17 protein-coding genes and 2 pseudogenes are annotated in these 17,099 nt (G+C 52.2%); 5 read left to right on the top strand and 14 right to left on the bottom strand.

Features of this window, described 5'->3' with window-relative positions; genetic code table 11:
* Positions 1 to 139 precede the first annotated feature (139 nt).
* Positions 140 to 301: pseudogene (locus POG22_RS08475) on the top strand (RNA-guided endonuclease TnpB family protein); the annotation flags it as partial.
* 17 nt (positions 302 to 318) lie between these two features.
* Here the strand turns inward: POG22_RS08475 and POG22_RS08470 are convergent.
* The 9 genes from POG22_RS08470 to POG22_RS08430 form a co-directional block, all read right to left on the bottom strand.
* Complete coding sequence (locus POG22_RS08470; RefSeq protein WP_063717996.1) at positions 319 to 1,566, bottom strand: bifunctional sterol desaturase/short chain dehydrogenase; 1,248 nt, start codon at positions 1,564 to 1,566, stop codon at positions 319 to 321.
* Positions 1,567 to 1,701: 135 nt separating this feature from the next.
* Positions 1,702 to 3,816, bottom strand: a complete 2,115-nt coding sequence (locus tag POG22_RS08465) for a pentapeptide repeat-containing protein (RefSeq protein ID WP_498904717.1) — start codon at positions 3,814 to 3,816, stop codon at positions 1,702 to 1,704.
* 183 nt (positions 3,817 to 3,999) lie between these two features.
* Positions 4,000 to 5,313: an ABC transporter substrate-binding protein gene (locus tag POG22_RS08460; protein ID WP_498904716.1), complete on the bottom strand. Its 1,314-nt coding sequence runs from the start codon at positions 5,311 to 5,313 to the stop codon at positions 4,000 to 4,002.
* 68 nt (positions 5,314 to 5,381) lie between these two features.
* On the bottom strand, positions 5,382 to 5,969 hold the full coding sequence (locus POG22_RS08455; RefSeq protein ID WP_498904714.1) for a DUF1997 domain-containing protein: 588 nt from the start codon (positions 5,967 to 5,969) through the stop codon (positions 5,382 to 5,384).
* Positions 5,970 to 6,199: 230 nt separating this feature from the next.
* Entirely contained in the window at positions 6,200 to 6,469 is a 270-nt protein-coding gene (locus tag POG22_RS08450; protein ID WP_223307636.1) for a YciI family protein, read from the bottom strand.
* A gap of 24 nt (positions 6,470 to 6,493) precedes the next feature.
* A complete protein-coding gene (locus tag POG22_RS08445) occupies positions 6,494 to 7,348 on the bottom strand; it encodes an alpha/beta fold hydrolase (protein ID WP_063717994.1) in 855 nt (284 codons plus the stop codon).
* 421 nt (positions 7,349 to 7,769) lie between these two features.
* Positions 7,770 to 8,759: a cytochrome f gene (gene petA, locus POG22_RS08440; protein WP_017661846.1), complete on the bottom strand. Its 990-nt coding sequence runs from the start codon at positions 8,757 to 8,759 to the stop codon at positions 7,770 to 7,772.
* Between the two features lie 89 nt (positions 8,760 to 8,848).
* Positions 8,849 to 9,391 (bottom strand): cytochrome b6-f complex iron-sulfur subunit, encoded by a 543-nt coding sequence (gene petC / locus POG22_RS08435; protein WP_063717993.1) that lies wholly within the window; start codon positions 9,389 to 9,391, stop codon positions 8,849 to 8,851.
* Positions 9,392 to 9,797: 406 nt separating this feature from the next.
* On the bottom strand, positions 9,798 to 10,484 hold the full coding sequence (locus POG22_RS08430) for a lecithin retinol acyltransferase family protein (RefSeq protein ID WP_498904711.1): 687 nt from the start codon (positions 10,482 to 10,484) through the stop codon (positions 9,798 to 9,800).
* A 105-nt stretch (positions 10,485 to 10,589) separates the two neighbouring features.
* Between POG22_RS08430 and POG22_RS08425 the strand changes: the two genes are divergently transcribed.
* Positions 10,590 to 10,973, top strand: coding sequence for a calcium-binding protein (locus POG22_RS08425; RefSeq protein ID WP_498904710.1), 384 nt, complete (start codon positions 10,590 to 10,592; stop codon positions 10,971 to 10,973).
* An 80-nt stretch (positions 10,974 to 11,053) separates the two neighbouring features.
* Positions 11,054 to 11,179, top strand: a pseudogene (locus tag POG22_RS08420) (IS1 family transposase); the annotation flags it as partial.
* Here the strand turns inward: POG22_RS08420 and POG22_RS08415 are convergent.
* The 3 genes from POG22_RS08415 to POG22_RS08405 all read right to left on the bottom strand — a co-directional run bounded on the left by POG22_RS08415 (position 11,167) and on the right by POG22_RS08405 (position 13,579).
* A complete protein-coding gene (locus POG22_RS08415; RefSeq protein WP_074170957.1) occupies positions 11,167 to 12,192 on the bottom strand; it encodes an NAD-dependent epimerase/dehydratase family protein in 1,026 nt (341 codons plus the stop codon). The pseudogene POG22_RS08420 and the gene POG22_RS08415 overlap by 13 nt on opposite strands.
* A 352-nt stretch (positions 12,193 to 12,544) precedes the next feature.
* On the bottom strand, positions 12,545 to 13,099 hold the full coding sequence (locus POG22_RS08410; protein WP_063717991.1) for a hypothetical protein: 555 nt from the start codon (positions 13,097 to 13,099) through the stop codon (positions 12,545 to 12,547).
* A gap of 42 nt (positions 13,100 to 13,141) precedes the next feature.
* Positions 13,142 to 13,579, bottom strand: a complete 438-nt coding sequence (locus tag POG22_RS08405; protein WP_063717990.1) for a DUF4079 domain-containing protein — start codon at positions 13,577 to 13,579, stop codon at positions 13,142 to 13,144.
* A 170-nt stretch (positions 13,580 to 13,749) separates the two neighbouring features.
* On the opposite strand from POG22_RS08405, the gene POG22_RS08400 reads away from it, so the two are divergent.
* Positions 13,750 to 14,034, top strand: a complete 285-nt coding sequence (locus tag POG22_RS08400; RefSeq protein ID WP_498904708.1) for a hypothetical protein — start codon at positions 13,750 to 13,752, stop codon at positions 14,032 to 14,034.
* A gap of 148 nt (positions 14,035 to 14,182) precedes the next feature.
* Here the strand turns inward: POG22_RS08400 and POG22_RS08395 are convergent, their stop codons facing one another.
* Together POG22_RS08395 and POG22_RS08390 are read right to left on the bottom strand one after the other, a co-directional pair.
* Positions 14,183 to 14,572 carry a DUF1830 domain-containing protein gene (locus POG22_RS08395; RefSeq protein ID WP_063717989.1) on the bottom strand — a complete coding sequence of 130 codons (390 nt, stop codon included), beginning with the start codon at positions 14,570 to 14,572 and terminating at the stop codon, positions 14,183 to 14,185.
* Positions 14,573 to 14,863: 291 nt separating this feature from the next.
* Positions 14,864 to 15,058 (bottom strand): hypothetical protein, encoded by a 195-nt coding sequence (locus tag POG22_RS08390; protein WP_498904706.1) that lies wholly within the window; start codon positions 15,056 to 15,058, stop codon positions 14,864 to 14,866.
* Positions 15,059 to 15,117: 59 nt separating this feature from the next.
* Here POG22_RS08390 and POG22_RS08385 point away from each other — a divergent pair, with 59 nt between their 5' ends.
* Positions 15,118 to 16,704 carry a photosystem II high light acclimation radical SAM protein gene (locus POG22_RS08385; protein WP_498904704.1) on the top strand — a complete coding sequence of 529 codons (1,587 nt, stop codon included), beginning with the start codon at positions 15,118 to 15,120 and terminating at the stop codon, positions 16,702 to 16,704.
* Positions 16,705 to 17,099: the final 395 nt, after the last annotated feature.

Raw genomic sequence — 17,099 nt, 5'->3', positions numbered from 1 at the left:
GCTTCCCAATTGAATCGGTAATCGCCGACGAAAATCCAAGGTTTTTGAGCTTCTCGATCGGAAAACCTTGCACCATTTTCTGAAAAAAAGTCCCAAAATCCTTACTGGGTCTACATTTCAGTTTTGTTCAGCAAGCCCTATTTATGTTGATGTCTTGCAGGAAATGGTGAAGCGGGTAGACCTCGCATTGGCTCGGTTCATCAAAGGCGACAAGAACGGCAAACGTAGCGGTAAGCCTAGATTTAAGGGGAAGAACCGCTATCGCACCTTTGCTTATCAGCGAGTCAAACCCGACTGCATCCTTCCGTATTAACCCTCTTAAGATTCTTGGGATTCCGGGGTTTTGCGTTCGTGACCGAACAAGCGGAAATACCAAGATACAAAAAACTCTTTAATTGGGAAAGCAATACCCGTTATCGGATTGATCGTAACGATAATGTTGCGGGTATCTCGTTTAGCCTGTTTGATAATTTGCTTGGCGACGCGATCTCCCGACATAATACCGATCGGATTGAGGTTGCTTTTAAACGGCCCCAAAATCAGCTTGCGAACGATACAGGGAGCGTCCAAACGCCGCATCGTCACCAAATCCCCTAACGTACGCTTGCTGAGTTCGTACAGGGGACTGAACGCAGGGCTGACTTCTGCTTCAGAGGTGTTCACCCAAACTTCTTTACAAACCATATCGCGGTTGGTGCGTACCGTGGTGAGGAACTGTTCCATCAACCGCCAACTCGAAAAGGTGTTGATTTCAAACGATCGCTCGATCGCCTCGGGGGTTCGTTCCCCTCCGACGTTGACCCCGTGGTTCAAGATTAAAATATCGATTTTTTCCAACAGTTCGGCCAGTTCTGTTTCTCGTCCGACTTGCCATTTCACCGTTTTTATGCTAAGCGTCTCACCATTGAGGTCTAACGTCAACTGGCGATCGCTCGACGTGAGCGCGACGACTTTCGCCCCCGCCAGATGCAAGTGTTTCAACAACCCCGTTCCGAGCGTTCCCGACGCCCCCGTGACGGCGACGGTTTTTCCTTTTAACGACAGTGCCGTTCCCAACGCGCGATCGACCAACGTTAACGCTCCTGAAAAATAAGCATCTTGGTTATCGAAATGATGTCGCCAATGATAGGGACGGTTGACAAACAACTGCGACGGCGGCGACTGAAACGGCCCGGGAAGGTGCGTTAAATCCGTCAGTTCGTGGGCCCATTGCCACCCCATCCCCCGAGCGATCGCCCCAAACAGAAACGAGAGCGAATACAGCGTTCCCGCTAACGCCGCCCAAAAAACGTTTGGAGACACCACGAACGCCAGCACGCCAAACAAGCCGCTGGCCGTCAACATCACCAACGATTCGGGGAGGTCGTTGCGCCACTGCGCCTGACGGTAAATCGTCTCGCTGACGGGCGTTAAATCGGGACGAAACACCCGGTGATGCCAGTTGTGCAGTCGTCCGAGAGGTTGCCAAACGTGAGCGAGGGCGTGGTTGCAGTCTCGCACGATTTCCACCCAGACGATCGAACTCATCCCCCAAACGGCGATCGCCACCCAGTCAGTTGCTGTCATCACAATTTTCTTTCACCTTACGAGAGTTCGCCCTCTATTATTTCTCAATTCTGTCAGCCCGTCTCGACGCGGGAAATTCCCACCCACAGTGCGACCGTCCGTCACACTTTGGGCCGAGAGCCACGAAGCCGCGATTCAACGCTCTCCCATCTCAGCCCAACGTTCCTCGGTATCCGACAGCGGCTCCTGACTTCGAGAGCGGTCGCGATCGCTCGGTCGAGTTTGAATGCGGTTCGAGGATTGAATGTTATTGGCTTCGTCGAGGAGTTCGCGCACCGCCTCGCGATCGTCTTGGGTCAGCAGACGGTGTTCGACGGGGAAAAACTCATAGCCCAACCGTTGTCCCCGCAAGACGGCTTCGGCAGTTTTAACGGCGTTGTAACCGATGAACACGCCAGATTGGTCGATAATCGATTGCAGGGGATCGTCGGGATCGAGCAGGCGTCGGGCGTTATCTCGCGACAAGTCGAAAATACCAAACACCGCCACGCGATCGCTCAACCCGAGATTTTCCACCGCCTTTAACGCCAGTTTCGTCGCGGCGTTCGACCCGCCCCAGAGAATCTCGATTTCGGGATGTTGGCGCAGCATCTCCTCGACGAGACCCACCTCCGAAGGTAAAATCGCCCCCGTCGCCGCCACTTCTTCCCACTCGACGCCCGAGTTCTTCATGGCGGCGAGAAAGCCTTCGAGGTTGGGATAATAGCGATCGTAAGCCGCTGCATCGACGAGGCCAATTTTCAACGGTTCTTCGGCGCGATCGCCTCGGTTTCTCCGGGCCCACCGCACCAGATACTCCCCCGAATCGTAGCCCATGCGGACACTGTTGGTGTTGTAACAGGCAAACACGTAGTTTTGAGCCGTCTCCTCGTCGAAGCAAAAATCGACGGTAATCACCACGATTCCCGCTTCGTAAGCTTCTCGTATCGCCTCGAGGGACTCGACGGGATCTTCGGGAACCATGACGATGGCGTCCGTTCCCTCGTCGATGAGGCGGCGAATGGTTTCTGCTTCGTTTTCCACCCCCGAGGCGGAGGGAACGCCCCACACTTCAACGCGACGGTTGGCCGCCCGTCGCATCCCAAGTTCGTAAGCTTGGAAAATGCTCGTGTCGGATTGGGGTTTGATTAAACTGACGCGCAGGCGAGGCGGGCGATCGACCGCGATTTGGTTCTCCCAGTTGGGTTTGAGCGTCGCCGATTGCCAGTTGTCTGCCCGTTTGACTTGAGACGTGGCGTGGAACCTCGCGCCCCACAGGTTAGCGTTTTGTAAGTTCGCCTCTCGCAAACTGGTTCTTTCCTCGAAGCTGGCGAATTTGAGAGAACCGTCGCTCAAGTTTGCTTTGTACAGTTCCGCCTCGTCGAAGTTGGCTCGGTTGAAATTGGCCGATCGCCCGTTGATGCGGTAGAGATTGGCTTCTTGAAAGTTCGCCCAGAGTGCCTGGGCTTCTGCAAAGCTGGCTTCGGACAATTTAGCCCGTTGGAGTTGTGCGCCGTTGAGAACCGCGCGATCGAGGACGGCGTCAGATAAATTCGCTCCGCTGAGAATTGCCCCCGATAAATTGGCCTCGGTTAAGTCCGCTCCGGCTAGATTGGCCTCGGTTAAGTTGGCTCCCGTTAAGTTTACCCCTCTTAAATCCGCTTCCTTTAAGTTCGTTTCTTGTAAGTTAGCTTTAGATAAATTTGCCCCGGACAGACTCGAGTGAGATAAGTTCATTCCCCGAGATGGCTGGAAAATCTGCATCCTAAACGCCCAGTTGAGTTGATGCCCCAAGGGATAGCAGTTGGTTAGATCGATACCAGACAAGTTGGCATTTTTGGCTTCGATGCCAGGACTGCTGACGCAGAGTTCGTTCAGAGTTTGTAAGGCTTCGATACGCCCTTGGCTGTGTTCCTGACCGGTGCGATTGAAGATGACTGTGCGGACGTTGTTGATGGTTTGTTGTCGTCGGTAGGGAATACCCACGAAGTAAGACACCAGGGCAAATAGCAGCGCGGCTTCGCTCAAGGTGGCGGCGAGTTTGAGGAGGGAGATGTTTTCGAGCCAACGGACGAAATCGGCAACTTTTGCATTGAAAATTGAAAGCGGTTTGAGAATCGGATCTTCTTGGGAATTGTTTTTAGCATCTGAAGGGGGAAATGTGGTGTTTGAAACTTTTACATTTCCTCCCTCATCTGGAGCGACAGAAGGCGTTTCCTCCGAAGGTTTCGTCGCGTGCGGAATATCGTTATCGTTCGTGCGATCGGACATGGCGATCTTTACCGTGACAAGTTAAGAGTTGTGGTTGAAGGTCAGGAAGATAAGAGAGAAATAATGGAGTCAAGGCGTGATGAGGAACGCAGGTTTAGCGACAACGTTCTCGTGTTTTTGGGTCGTGTCGTACACCCTATCTATATCTTCGCGAACGACGGGTGACTGAACACAGTCGAACCCCTAATCCTGTCCCAACATGGCTTTCAATGTTGTAGTATCGAGTTCGCGAAACCCATCGGGGGTTAAGTAACTGACAATGACGAGATCGGAGCCTTGGTTGTCGTTGTCAGTAAAGTCGATTTCGATGCCGCCGAGATCGAAGCGAGACTTCGCCACTTGCTTCATAAAGCTATCTCGGGTCAGTTCGCCGGGGATGTCGTTGAGAATTTTCAGGGTCATTTTCCCGACGATGTAGCCTTCGAGGGAGACGTACCCAAATTCGTCACCCAAGGCATTTTGGGCATCTCGGACGATGGGCAAATCGGAATCGATCGGGGGAACCACTTGCGTCATCACGATACCGTCGGTGACGCCGTATTCTTCGAGGTCTAAGCGGTAATCGTCGCCGCCGGTAAAGGAAAGGGCAGACACGACCCAGGTTTCGCCTCGATCGCGAGCGTGTTGGACGAAGCGGGCGACGTTGCTGTAGGACCCTCCTGTGACGACGAACCGGCAGGGTCGTCCCGTTTCTCGTTCCCAGGTTTTCAGAGATTCGTAACCCGCTTCGACGTCAGGAGTGTTGCGCTCGTACAGACCCACAGGGCCGAGGTTGTTGCGCGGTGGGGGGGTTCCTGGGGTGTTGATGATGCGATCGTAAGTTTGGAGGATGTCGGGAGATGCCCCGGCGCGATCGAGGGCGGCTTTCAATCCGGTTAATCCCGCCATACCGTAACTGTCGTTTTGAACGTAGACGCAAATGTCGTCCGGGGTCAGTCCGGCTTCGAGGGCAATGTCGATCGTTGCCTCGAGTTCTTGGACGTAACTAGCGCGGTAGTTGACGATGGGTCGATCGTTGTTTTGACGCAGCAAACCCGCCCCGGTGAAGAACCCGACCGCTGGAACGCCTGCATCTGCCAGTAAGGGCAGGGTGACTTGGGCGGTGGGGGTTCCCACGTTCCCGATCGTGAGGAAAACACCGCGATCGAGTAAGGTCTGGGTCGCCAGTTTGGCGGTGGGCGGTTCGTAAAAGTCGTTTTCAAAATCGAGCTGGAGCTGCCGCCGTTTGACTCGTTCGCCCTCTAAGGCGGCTTTGAGTCCGGCTTTCATCCCATTGCCTAGGGCTTCTTCCTGACCTTCAAGTGCCAGGACAGACCCGAAGTAAATTGCGTTGGGCGCGATCCCCTCGGGCGGACGAGTCTTGAGGAAGTTGTGGCAAGCCGTGAGGAGGCAGACACTGAGGGCAAGGCTCGATCGCAGCCACCGTTGACGGGGTCGTCGGCGGTGCGTTCGCGCAAGCGGGACGGAGTCCTTTCGTCCCTCGGCTCGGTCGGTCACAGCGGGGGTAGATCGCGGTAACATTTCTGAATCCAACTTCGTACCACGTTAACGTTTTACCGGGCGGTCTAGCTGCTTTGTGCGTTGGGAGACAGTTGTAGGGTCGTGTTTTGACGTTGCTGGTGCCGCTCTTGTCCGGCCCAGGCACGGTAATCGGCAATTAAATGACGCGTCAAACGCTGTTTGATGGTATGCAGGACGCTGGTGAGGAGGGTGTTTCCCGTGGCGTCGATAATGGGTTGGGGCGTAAACCACAGCGGCGGCGGCATTTCCACTTTCACTTCTAGGTTCGCCCGGCCGTAAAGAGTGGTTTTACCGTTTTCGGTGCGCGGTTCGAGGTGTCCCACCAAATCCAGAGAAAATCGTTGGTTGATGTATTCGACACCGCGAATTTCACAACGGCGCGATCGCAGATGTACGGTTCCGTTCGCTTCAGCCCAGACTTTCATGTCCACTGTCGGCTGTACGCTCAGCATCAGAAAGTTCAGCGGACGCATTTTCAACCGAAAACAGTCGGGACTTAATTTTTCAGTGCGGGAGGGATCGACGAGGGCGCTGACTAACCGCTGAGGCTGGCGCAGGTAATGTTGGATGGGAACGGGCTGCTCGGGAACGGGAATTTCAACAGGTAACGACGCAAAAAAGCGGCTATACATGACATCCGCGAAAATAACAACAGTTTGAAACGGTTCTTAACTAAATTATAGATTTGTTTAAAAAAAATCGCCGAGTCTGAGAAGGTCGGCGCGTTCGATCGCGGGGGAAAGCGATCGGACAACCCCTTGACCGTCGAAGAATACAGGCGAACTTTCCGTGTTTTCCGATCCTACTCTAAGATGGGGATCGGTTTACAGAAATTTAATATTTTGTAGAGTGACGGCATTTGTCAAAACGCTTGAATCCACTCCTTGACTTGATATTCCGTCCAAATGCCGTTTTTCCAGTAGGGGTCGTTTTCCACCAGTTGGCGAACGGTGGCTTCGTCTTCGGCGTCGTAAATCCCGAACACTTTCGTATTGTCTTTCGTCGGCCCCAACGTCACCAGAACCCCCGATTCCTTCTGTTGGCTGAGACCGTCGAGGTGGGCTTGGCGGTAGGGTTTTCGGCGTTCTAGAGCATCTTCGCAGTAGCTGCCCCACATTACATATTTCGTCACGATCGAATCCTTTGCGAGTGGTTTCTAACTGTCCGTCGAACGGCGGCGCAAAAATGGTATCAAAGCTTTTCCCACGTCTTGCGACCAATGTTCCTGGGGATAGTGGGCGGCTTCTTCGAGGCTGATAAATTTCCCGTTCTCCAAATTGTCGGCGAAGGTTTTGGCGGGTTCGACGGAGAGCCAGGGATCGAGAACGCCCCAAACTACGAGGGCAGGTTTCGTCCACTGGCGGAAACCGCTGTCAATTTCAGCGGTGGCTCGATCGAGTTGCAAGTTTTTGAGGGTGTAGAGTAAAGCTCGCCCAGAATCAGAACTTTTCAGCCAAGGACGGCGGTAAACATCGAGGTCTTTGTCGGGGATGACGAAACCGCTGCCTTTTTCTAAGGTGCGATCGACCAACAGGGGGTCTTGGGTCATCATGTCGCCGATGAAGGGCAAACTCATCTGTTTCAGCATCCAGGGGAGTTTGGCATCGGGAGACAGAGGGGCGTTGAGAACGGCCACGCGATCGATGCGATCGCGATGTCTCAAGGCATATTGCAGTCCCACCGACCCCAAAAACCCTTGAACCACCAACGACACGCGATCGAGTTCCAAGGTATTGAGAAAATCGTCCAACGCCGCCACAAAGCTATCGGGGGTGTAGGGAAACTCTCGCCGTTGAGGTTTGCTCGACCGTCCGAATCCCAACCAATCCGGGGCGATACTGCGAAGCCCCTGACTGGCCAAGTCCGGCATCAGCGCACTCCAGCTGTAGCCGAGAGAGGGGATACCGTGGAGAAATACCACAGTCGGAACTTGTGGTGGGTTCACGGGATTGGCTTCACGGTAAAACCATTCCCAGGAACCGACAGTAATAGTTTTTTGTTCGACAGACACAGTTTGATAAAACTTGTTAAAGCTTCAGAAGTTTGCAAAAAATTTTCACTTAACCAGTTGTTAATGATTTATACCATTTCTCGAGCAGAGCGATCGAGACCTCGCCCGGAGAAACCCTATTTCCGAGATAGAAAGGGAACGATGCACAGAGACCTCCGAAACAGCTAGAGAAACAGCTAGATCCCCTGCATCTTCAAGATGCAGGGGATCTGTTTTCCCGATATCTGTTTGAAAGAAGTCTCTCATTTTCCAGTCAGAACCTCTGTGTCCTCTGTGTCTCTGTGTCTCTGTGGTGAAAAACCTTGAACTTATCGGATATTTTCCGCCCGCTTCCACTTCACGCGCCAAAAAAAGGACGTTTCCCCAAAACACGGAAACGTCCTAATCCTTGATGTTATTAAAATGTCGCGTCGAACCAGTCTTAGAAGTTCATTTCTGCCGCTTGAACTTTCTCGACCTGTTTCTTCTTCAACACCAACATAATTTGCGACAAAATGACGATGGCGAAGAACGCCAGCAATCCTTTAATGCGAGTCGCACTTTGTAACACGATTTCAGTATCCTTTTGACCGAAACCGCCTACATTGGGGTCGGTGGTCAAAACTTCTCCAGCCGCCACTTGCTGACCTTCAGACACGAGGATTTCCGGACCTGGCGGAATCGTTTCGACGACTTCTTCACCGTCGTTAGTTTTCAACGTAACTTCGTAACCGCCTGCTTCAACCGGCGAGATTTTTGTCACCACACCACCGCTAGCAGTTTTGTAAGCGACGTTATTACTATTGTTTCCGGCAGGATACACCTGACCGCGGCCGCGGTTTCCACCGGCATGAACAGAGAATTTACCGAAATTAACAGATTTATCAGTACGGGGGTCGGGAGACAGCACCGGAAACACCAATTCCTGATGGTCGTCACCGGGCAGAGGTCCGATCAGAACGATATTTTCCTGTTCGGGGCTGTAAGTTTGATAAAACAGCCCTTCGGTTTCTTCTTTGAGTTCTTCGGAAATGCGATCTTCAGGGGCGATTTTGAAGCCTTCGGGCAGCATCAGCACCGCACCCACGTTCAAACCGCCTTTGCTTCCATCGCCGAGAACCTGTTGGACACTGGTGTCGTAAGGCACTTTCACGACCGCTTTAAAGACGGTGTCGGGTAAAACGGACTGGGGAACTTCAACTTCCGTCGGTTTGGACGCTAAGTGACAGTTCGCACAGACGATGCGTCCGGTCGCTTCGCGGGGAGTTTCTGGGGCGGTCTGTTGCGCCCAGAACGGATAAGCGGCCGCAGCTTGAGGGGCGACGAGGTCGCTGGTCAGGAACACCGCGACGGCCGCGACCGCCACCAGCAGTCCTTTCGCTAACGGTGCAACGCGGCGATGCCATCTCGCCAATGCACGATTGTATTTCATCGGTTGTGACAACGTTCTCTTCTTTCGAGGGCTAGCGTGTTCGGGCAAACGAGTTGACGAGATGACGAGGGTTTCCATCTCGCCATCTTTTACGTCCACCAGGGATCTTCGTTGGTTCGGAAATCTTCTTCCGTCCACTGGGTCAGCGTCACGTTGTCGTCTTCGGAAACATCGACGTGAACCAAGGCCAGGGACAACGGTGCCGGACCGCGAACCACTTTTCCGGTTTTATCGTACTGCGATCCGTGGCAGGGGCAGATGAATTTTTCGGCGCTAGCGTTCCAAGGCACGACACAGCCGAGGTGGGTGCAAACGGCGTTGATGCCGTAATCGCTGATGGCGTTAGCACCTTCGACGACGATGTAGGTGGGATCGCCTTTGAAGCCTTGGGCTAACACGCGATCGCCGACGTTATGTTTGGCCAGAAATTCGCTGGCTTCGATGTCGTTGCCGAGGGCGTCTTTGGCGACGATGCCGCCGCCGCTGCCACCGCTCGAGGGGGGAATGAAGTAATTCACGACTGGGTAGAGCGCACCGAGTGCCGTGCCGGTGACTGCCCCAAACGTGAGGAAGTTCATAAATTGCCGTCGTCCCATGGAGGGGACGTCTGCAGGTCCTGAAGCTTGAGTCATTGAGCTACTCGCGTATTATGTTATGTGATTTCCCTTAACAAACGGTATCGTTGTTTAATCGTTGCCGTTTCCAGGCTTCGCGCTGGAAATCGTAACGCTGGTGAGGGTCGCATCTCACGAGACCCCGATACACGAGAGCGCGATGCTGAGTCGCGCGTAACAGTTATTCATATTATCACGTCAGGGTTAAACGCCCGTGCGGGATTGAGGGGATTTTTGTGACGGTTGAAACGCCTCGATCGCGATCGCCTCTGAGCATCTCACCTCAACGTCACACCTCAAGTCCGATCCGCCCGGCTCGAACGCGCGACAGCGAATGGGGATCTCGTTTCGCGCCGGTAAATTGCCTAGCACATATAGGGCGTTCGAGCCAAATACATACTGCAAATTTAATATTTTTTTACAGTTAAGGAGTTAAATCTTGGCGATCGCGCACCAACATTTCCGTCATTTCCGCGAGGCGATCGAGATGTCGTTTGAGATCGGCGGCTTTGTGCTTGTATTCTCGTTTGCGAAACAGTGCAGCCCGAGCTAAATCTTCGCGATCGCGTTCGAGGGCTTTGCGGGCGACCGCATCCCAAGCCTTCATTTCCTGCACCGCTTGGTTGTACTGAGGTTGTACGTCGTCCCACGCCACCTTAATCTCGCCGAGAGCGTTATCGAACAGTCGCGGGACGTCTTGCTGGTGTCCGTCTTCAACTGACTCGATAATCGGAATATTAAGCGATTGCGGATCGAGGCGAGACAGCAACGGTGCAAAGTTGCGAATTTGCTTGCTGTCGCTAATGCCCGTTTTACACCAAGTCGCGAAGTGTTCGCAGTTGTTGTAAATCAAATTGTAGCGACGCTCTCCCAAGCGGCTTTCCGCCCGTTGTATCGCCGTCTCCGCAATGTAACAAGCGGGATACTCCCGCACGTACACCGAGTGATTTTGCGTAAACTCGATCGCCGAAGTCCGTCGAACCGTCGCGTCCGGTTCCCGCTTGGAATAATGAATCACGCTCCCGTCGCCGCAGTCGATTCCGTGGTGTTCGTAGACGCCGTCGAGGTTAAAAAACGGACGGATAACGTAAATTTGATCGCCACGTGCCATCTTCGTCTCGCATCCTGGGGGTTGCCATCTCCTATCGTACCGAGGTTTCGTCTACACTAATGGCAGACCAAAATTACCGCCAAAACCCGTTGAGGAGGTCGAGTCATGGGCGATCGCAATACGGAACGAGAACATCGCATCGATTACGAGATCGTCGTCGATGCCTACACCCCCGAAGAACAGGCGATGGGGTGGTACGTTTACTTAGACGATCGCCTCAATTTTCCCTTTTCCGCCCAGTGGATAACCCAGGGAAATCGCGATAACCCACAAAAACTCGATATCGTCGAAGTCGTCGCAATGGCAGCCGAGGAAGAGTGCATGGGCGAGATGTACGTAGAAATTCGCTACGCCGAAGATACGGAAGAAGACGAATTTTCCGTACCGCTGTCGGAAATTCGCTGTTTAGAAGACGACGACAACTTAGAACGTCGCCAGTGCATCGAAGATTGGCACTATTGGGTCGATATGGGGTACGAGTTAGGGTGACAGTAGGAATGCCAAATAGGTGTCTCTTAATTCGAGATCGATCGTGCGACTGCACGTTAGGCTATAAGACTCTTCGTTAGCGTGTGTCTCGACTCGTTCGTAGAACTTTGTCTTTTTCTAAAAAGTCAGAAAATTATGTAAAAACGATTTGGTACTTCCGTCAGTATCATGCTTCAATCCGCGCTCGTCATCATCACTGTGCATGACTACCCGACGATTCTTTTGGTGATGTGTAATGAGGATCGTGTGTATACGGCAAGGATTCACCCGACGCTAAAGCATCAAGGATGACTGAGAAATCTACCCTCGGACGAAATCCCAATTCTAGTTGTAACCTTAACGAATCGTATACTCGATCGATGCATCTAGGGAAACTCCAACCCATTTTTTTATATAGCATTGCAGCATTTGGAAAATAGTGAGAGATAACACTCGGAGCATCTGATATGAGAGACTTGGCATCACTTCGGTTGAAAGGTGTAGGTGCTGATAGTAAAAAAGTCTTACATCCCATACCCTTGATTCTTTCGAGAGCCGCAATATGAGCTTCCGCAGCATCTTCAACTGCCAGCCGCCGATGAAGAAACTCGTTGGCTTTGAGATTTAGACCACTGGGAAATCTCAAAGTGTCATCCTCTTCTGGGAAAAAACGTGCTGTGCGCAGGATAGCAATATCAAGACCATGATTCGAGGAAAATAATTGGCACAGATTTTCAGCGGCAAATTTAGTCACGCCATATATGTTACGAGGTCGGATCGGCCCAAACTCCTCATCTAACCAGAAAGCCTTTTCTAAACCTGCCTCTACACCTGCTCGCATCTCCTTTGAAATCATTAGTGACGTAGTAGATGTAAAGACAAAGCGATCGTGTCCGGCTGCTACTGCCGCCTCAAGAAGGTTTAGCGTGCCAATTTCGTTAACATCAATGAATGCTTTTGCAGAGTATCGAACGATATCAGGTTTGTGAAGTGCGGCACAGTGAATAACTGCCTGAATGTTGTAATCGGAGAAAACCTGGTCGATTAGTGAACGATCGACGACACTGCCAACTACTGTTGTATCGGGACTAGAAGCAACATCAAGTCCTGTTACTTGGTAACCGGCTTGGCGCAATCTTGGAGCTAAGAAGCGCCCCAGCCAACCCGATGAGCCGGTAACCAAAATATTTGTGGGCAGATTTGATGAATTACGGGCTGTATCTTGAATTCTTGGATTCATATAGTGGGTATGGATATTTTAGAGTTGGGGTAGATGGCAGAGAACCAATGAGTGACAGGGCAGGGGGTGGTGTGCATTGTGAGTCTTTACTATGCCTCTTCTTTTAATTCTTCCTCAACTGTGGAAGGGTGCATCTCAAAAATGCCAATCTACACGAGAGAATAAGAGTTTTAGCTTCCAATCTTCCTGTTTCTGCAAAACGGGGATGCAATCACTGTGGAATGTAAGATCGAGCATTATTGAAAGCTTTTAAAAAGAATTCCTCTGGCGAACGAAAAGGTAAAATTTCAGCTATTCAAAATCCAAGAAATTGCTGGGAAGGTGAGCATCATCCACTCTACAAAACTAACTTTTAAACCATCGAACTCGCATTCACGATCGCCCAACTATCCACCAGCAACAACAACAGCGTTAATCCCAACAAAATCAAATACATCCAAGGTTGCGCCAAAGGGCGAACGTCGCGAGTATCGATTCCCGTTTTCGCCTCCACCTGCTGCACCAACTTCGAGAACCCCACCACGCGCATCGGTAACAAATACGCCCGATCCGACTCGCCCACAAAATAATACACGAGTCCCCCTTGTCCCGTACTGCGAGGCTTCAATGCCCGAACCTCCTCCCACGGAAGAAACCAACCTTTCCGCAAAAAACTAGGAAACCAGCGAGGATAACTGACACCAATTCCCGCCTCGTCGAGAACCACCCGTTCTCCCAATACCCCGTACAACGCCACAAACCCGATCGCAATTCCCACCCACAACAACGCGGGGGGAACCGACGCCTCAGTCACCTCCGCCAAAAACGGAAGCGGAACCGTCAAGGCAACATACAACCCGATGAGGGTCGCGCGGATTAACGGAGAAATGCGGAAAATAGAAGGCTCGGAGATTGGCGTTTCAGACACGGCGATCGCACCTTAAAACTAGTTAAGTTCACTTAACTTAACTTAAGGCAAATATTTTTGCACGACGCTCCACCCCGTCCACGACACGGCGGCGAAGGCGACGAACAACAGCACGTTAGTCGCAACGTGAAGGCGACGCATATCGGGGCGTTTGGCGTGGATTCGCAACCCACTGACCACCGACACCAGAACTAACGCCACCACCACCAACCCAGCCGGAAGATGCGCCGAATGTCCTAAATTCCCGTAGTAACCCAGGGTTCCGACAATCCCGATCGTCAGCAGCAGCAGCACCAACGTCACCAACGTTCCCCCCACGATGAGATGGGCGAGACGCAACCCCTTCGGACGGGGTTTTTTCTGAGTGCGGGTGGCGAACATCCAGCCTCCAGTGATACCGAGGAGGACGTAAGCGGTCAGCGACAGCCCCATCGACCAAGCGGCGATACGCCACAACCATAAAAACGAAGGAAGATCCAAGAGTTTCGCGTTTGACTTGCGAGGTTCCCTCGGATCTTACCTTTTGACGTTCTCCCCTGCCAATTGGCAGGGGGATTCCTGGTTCGTCGATCCACCTTTAAATCTTCAGAAGCCAACTCGCTGGCTCGAACCCACCGTCTTTCAACTTCCGACTGGATTGTTTTAAGACAGTGGCTGAAGACCCCAGAGGGCCGATCTCCCCAGGCTTTTTTTACGTTTCCGTGCGCCCCACGGTACGTTGGAAAGCATTTGAGGCAATGCTCGACTTTTCTGGACTGGCGACTCTTCTGAGTGCTTGCGTTTTTAAAGAGGTCTCTCGCACCTCTACACCGATGTCGCAACGGTCGTTAAGACCCTTTACGGGCTGGGCTACCGACGAGTTCACCCGGCATCGGACTGACTTCAGTTTAGCATTTTCAAATGCCGCCCTAGAAGGGCGGGGCTTGAAACCCTGATTTTCAGTCAATTCTATTGCGATCCAACATGGCGTCGCGATCGACCCTCGTTTTGAGTGGTTTGGTCTTTCCTCGAGGCGACGCCCTCGCACTCCCTCACACCATTTCAACTTGACCTTTAACTTGTTTTTTAATTAAAGGGTTTCGATTATTCAACTGAGGCTAAAGCAGGTTCCTTCTCGCCGTTCGTCGAAGATTGCGACCCTCCCCCAAACGGATCTTCACAATTCTTTACAGTGTGTGTGTCCTCTTTCGAGGTAGAATCCTCAGTACCGTTAGATTCAGTTGTAACCGTCAAGCGATTGCAAGGAATCGTATCGGAAAGGATCGAACTAGCCATCATGCCCGTGTGAATCTCGAGTTGAGCGTGGGGCAATGCCTCAAATACCAAGCGCTGTCCGGGGAACACCACCCGCTCGAAATACCAGTTAGGAATATTGGTGATGCGAGCGACTTGGATTTGGCTGGTCGCGTTGATGTAGCAGCAGAGAAGGGGATTAGCGCTGTTTTTGGGTAAGGGATCGAGAATCTGAGCCATGATTGTTTGAGAAACGTGCTTTCTTCAAAAGTCGATCGATTGTTATACCTGAAAGCCTAACACCTCGCGATCCCAGATGGCTGTAAAAGCGAATACCAAGTGTTAGAAATTGCGATCGCCCTAACGAGCGACTCGGTGTTTTTGCGTAAAACAGCAAGATTTTTGACGATCGAGCCTTAGATCGCGGATGTGGGTTGGGATCGCGGTAATTAAATGTTAGTAAGGTTGCCGCAGACCATTTTACGCGGTCTGAGTTTCGTTCGGAACGCTCTAAAGATTTTTTCTATATTTTCAATCGCTCTTTTCTCGACCTAACAACAGTTCGCTCTGACCTTTTCCCGTTTCAACCAGCCGCAAAGCCGAGACTTTTGTTTCTCTCCAATTTATCGCCCCCAACCGCCTGCGATCCCAAACGATCGCCATTTTTTCTGACGATCGCCCTTCACCTGCCAAAAACATCGCCTCGTCAGGGCAGGGGATCGCCACCCTCGAGGAAAAGTTGGTGCTATCTTAAAAAGTAAAGATATGTGAAAAGCGTTTTCAAAATGAGTACGAAAATCGAGCGGGTGTTATACGTCCGTCTGCCGTGTAATCCCATCTTCCCCATCGGCGTCGTCTACCTAGCAGATTTCCTACACAAGCTTTTCCCCCATCTCGACCAGCGAATTTTCGACCTCGGCGCAGTTCCTCCCCTCGACTACAAGGGCGCTCTCGAAGTCAGCATCGACGATTTCAAACCCCAACTGCTTGTCTTTTCCTGGCGAGACATTCAAATTTATGCCCCGGTTGGCGGACGTGGCGGCAACCCCCTGCAAAACGCGTTCGAGTTTTACTACGCCAACAATCCACTCGTGAAACTTCGGGGTGCGTTCGGCGGTTTGCGTCTGGCCGCGTCTTACTACGGCGAACTCTGGCGCAACACCAGCCTGATTCGGGGAGGTCTCAAACAGGCCCGTAAGTATCACCCCGAAGCCCGTTGCGTCGTCGGCGGTGGGGCGGTGAGCGTGTTTTACGAACAACTCGGAAACAGCCTACCCAAAGGAACCATCGTCTCCGTCGGCGAAGGAGAAACCCTCCTCGAACGCCTGGTTCGCGGACAAGAATTCCAAGACGAACGCTGTTACGTCGCTGGAGAAACCACGCCTCGAGAACGGTTAATTCACGAAAAACCAACCCCAATCGAAAAAACGGCCTGTAATTACGATTACATCGCCAGCATCTGGCCGGAATTCGACTATTACTTCCAAGATCGCGACTTTTACATCGGCGTTCAAACCAAACGGGGCTGTCCCCATAACTGTTGCTACTGCGTTTATACCGTCATCGAAGGGAAACAAGTGCGCGTCAATCCTGCCGATGAAGTGGTTAAAGAAATGCGGCAACTGTACGATCGCGGCATTCGCAACTTTTGGTTTACCGACGCCCAGTTTATCCCCGCCCGTCGTTACATTAACGACGCGATCGAACTGCTACAAAAAATCCTCGATTCTGGGATGGAGGATATACATTGGGCGGCGTACATCCGGGCGGACAACCTCAACCCCGAACTGTGCGACTTAATGGTGAAAACGGGGATGAACTACTTTGAGATCGGCATCACCAGCGGGTCTCAAGAACTGGTTCGGAAGATGCGGATGGGGTACAACCTGCGTGTCGTCTTGCAAAACTGCCGCGATCTCAAAGCGGCGGGATTCAACGATCTCGTTTCCGTCAACTACTCCTTTAACGTCATTGACGAAACCTACGACACCATTCGTCAGACGATTGCCTATCACCGGGAACTCGAACGGATTTTCGGTCGAGATAAAGTCGAACCGGCGATTTTCTTCATCGGCTTGCAACCTCACACCCACTTAGAAGACTACGCTCTCGATCGAGGCATCTTGAAACCGGATTACGATCCCATGAGTATGATGCCGTGGACGGCGCGGAAATTGCTGTGGAATCCCGAACCCTTGGGATCGTTTTTCGGCGAAGTCTGTTTAGAAGCGTGGCAGCGCGATCCCCAAGACTTCGGACGGGAAGTGATGGACGTTCTCGAAGAACGCTTGGGGTGTGCAGAACTCGAAGAAGCACTCAGCGCCCCGATGGGCGATCGCCCTCCTCAAAAATCCCTAGCTGGTGTGGGTTAAGCCAGATTGCCAAAATCCCCTTCTAACTCCTCCTGACATCCTCCCGTAACGCCAGATCGCGCTAGATCCCCGACATCTCCAAGATGCCGGGGATCTTTAACTTGTGAGGGGTTCACCGGAGCAATAAGTCCCGCGCTGTACCCATCAGCGTCAGCGTCGGGATACATGGACTCCCCGCGTCAATTGAGGGGTTCGATGCCCCGAAAATTGACATGACCTTGACGATCGTGAGATGGGTCGCTTTTTGGAGTAGAATAAACGAGCCAGCCCGAATACCCCCGGTCAGAACGCCTTCACAGGCTGTTTGTTTAACGTCCACGATGCGCCCCACCGCAGACATAAGCGAGAATCAAATTCTCTTGGCAACACCAACTGGCGATTTTGTGGTTTACCTC

The organism is Geitlerinema sp. CS-897 (assembly GCF_028368005.1).
Taxonomy (GTDB): Bacteria; Cyanobacteriota; Cyanobacteriia; order Cyanobacteriales; family Geitlerinemataceae; genus Baaleninema; species Baaleninema simplex.
This window is presented reverse-complemented; position numbering and strand designations above follow the sequence as displayed.

Coding starts and splice junctions, on each gene's coding strand:
- POG22_RS08470 (WP_063717996.1), bottom strand. CDS start 1,566: ATGACAGCAACTGACTGGGTGGCGATCGCCGTTTGGGGGATGAGTTCG.
- POG22_RS08465 (WP_498904717.1), bottom strand. CDS start 3,816: ATGTCCGATCGCACGAACGATAACGATATTCCGCACGCGACGAAACCT.
- POG22_RS08455 (WP_498904714.1), bottom strand. CDS start 5,969: ATGTATAGCCGCTTTTTTGCGTCGTTACCTGTTGAAATTCCCGTTCCC.
- petA (WP_017661846.1), bottom strand. CDS start 8,759: ATGAAATACAATCGTGCATTGGCGAGATGGCATCGCCGCGTTGCACCG.
- petC (WP_063717993.1), bottom strand. CDS start 9,391: ATGACTCAAGCTTCAGGACCTGCAGACGTCCCCTCCATGGGACGACGG.
- POG22_RS08430 (WP_498904711.1), bottom strand. CDS start 10,484: ATGGCACGTGGCGATCAAATTTACGTTATCCGTCCGTTTTTTAACCTC.
- POG22_RS08425 (WP_498904710.1), top strand. CDS start 10,590: ATGGGCGATCGCAATACGGAACGAGAACATCGCATCGATTACGAGATC.
- POG22_RS08415 (WP_074170957.1), bottom strand. CDS start 12,192: ATGAATCCAAGAATTCAAGATACAGCCCGTAATTCATCAAATCTGCCC.
- POG22_RS08395 (WP_063717989.1), bottom strand. CDS start 14,572: ATGGCTCAGATTCTCGATCCCTTACCCAAAAACAGCGCTAATCCCCTT.
- POG22_RS08385 (WP_498904704.1), top strand. CDS start 15,118: ATGAGTACGAAAATCGAGCGGGTGTTATACGTCCGTCTGCCGTGTAAT.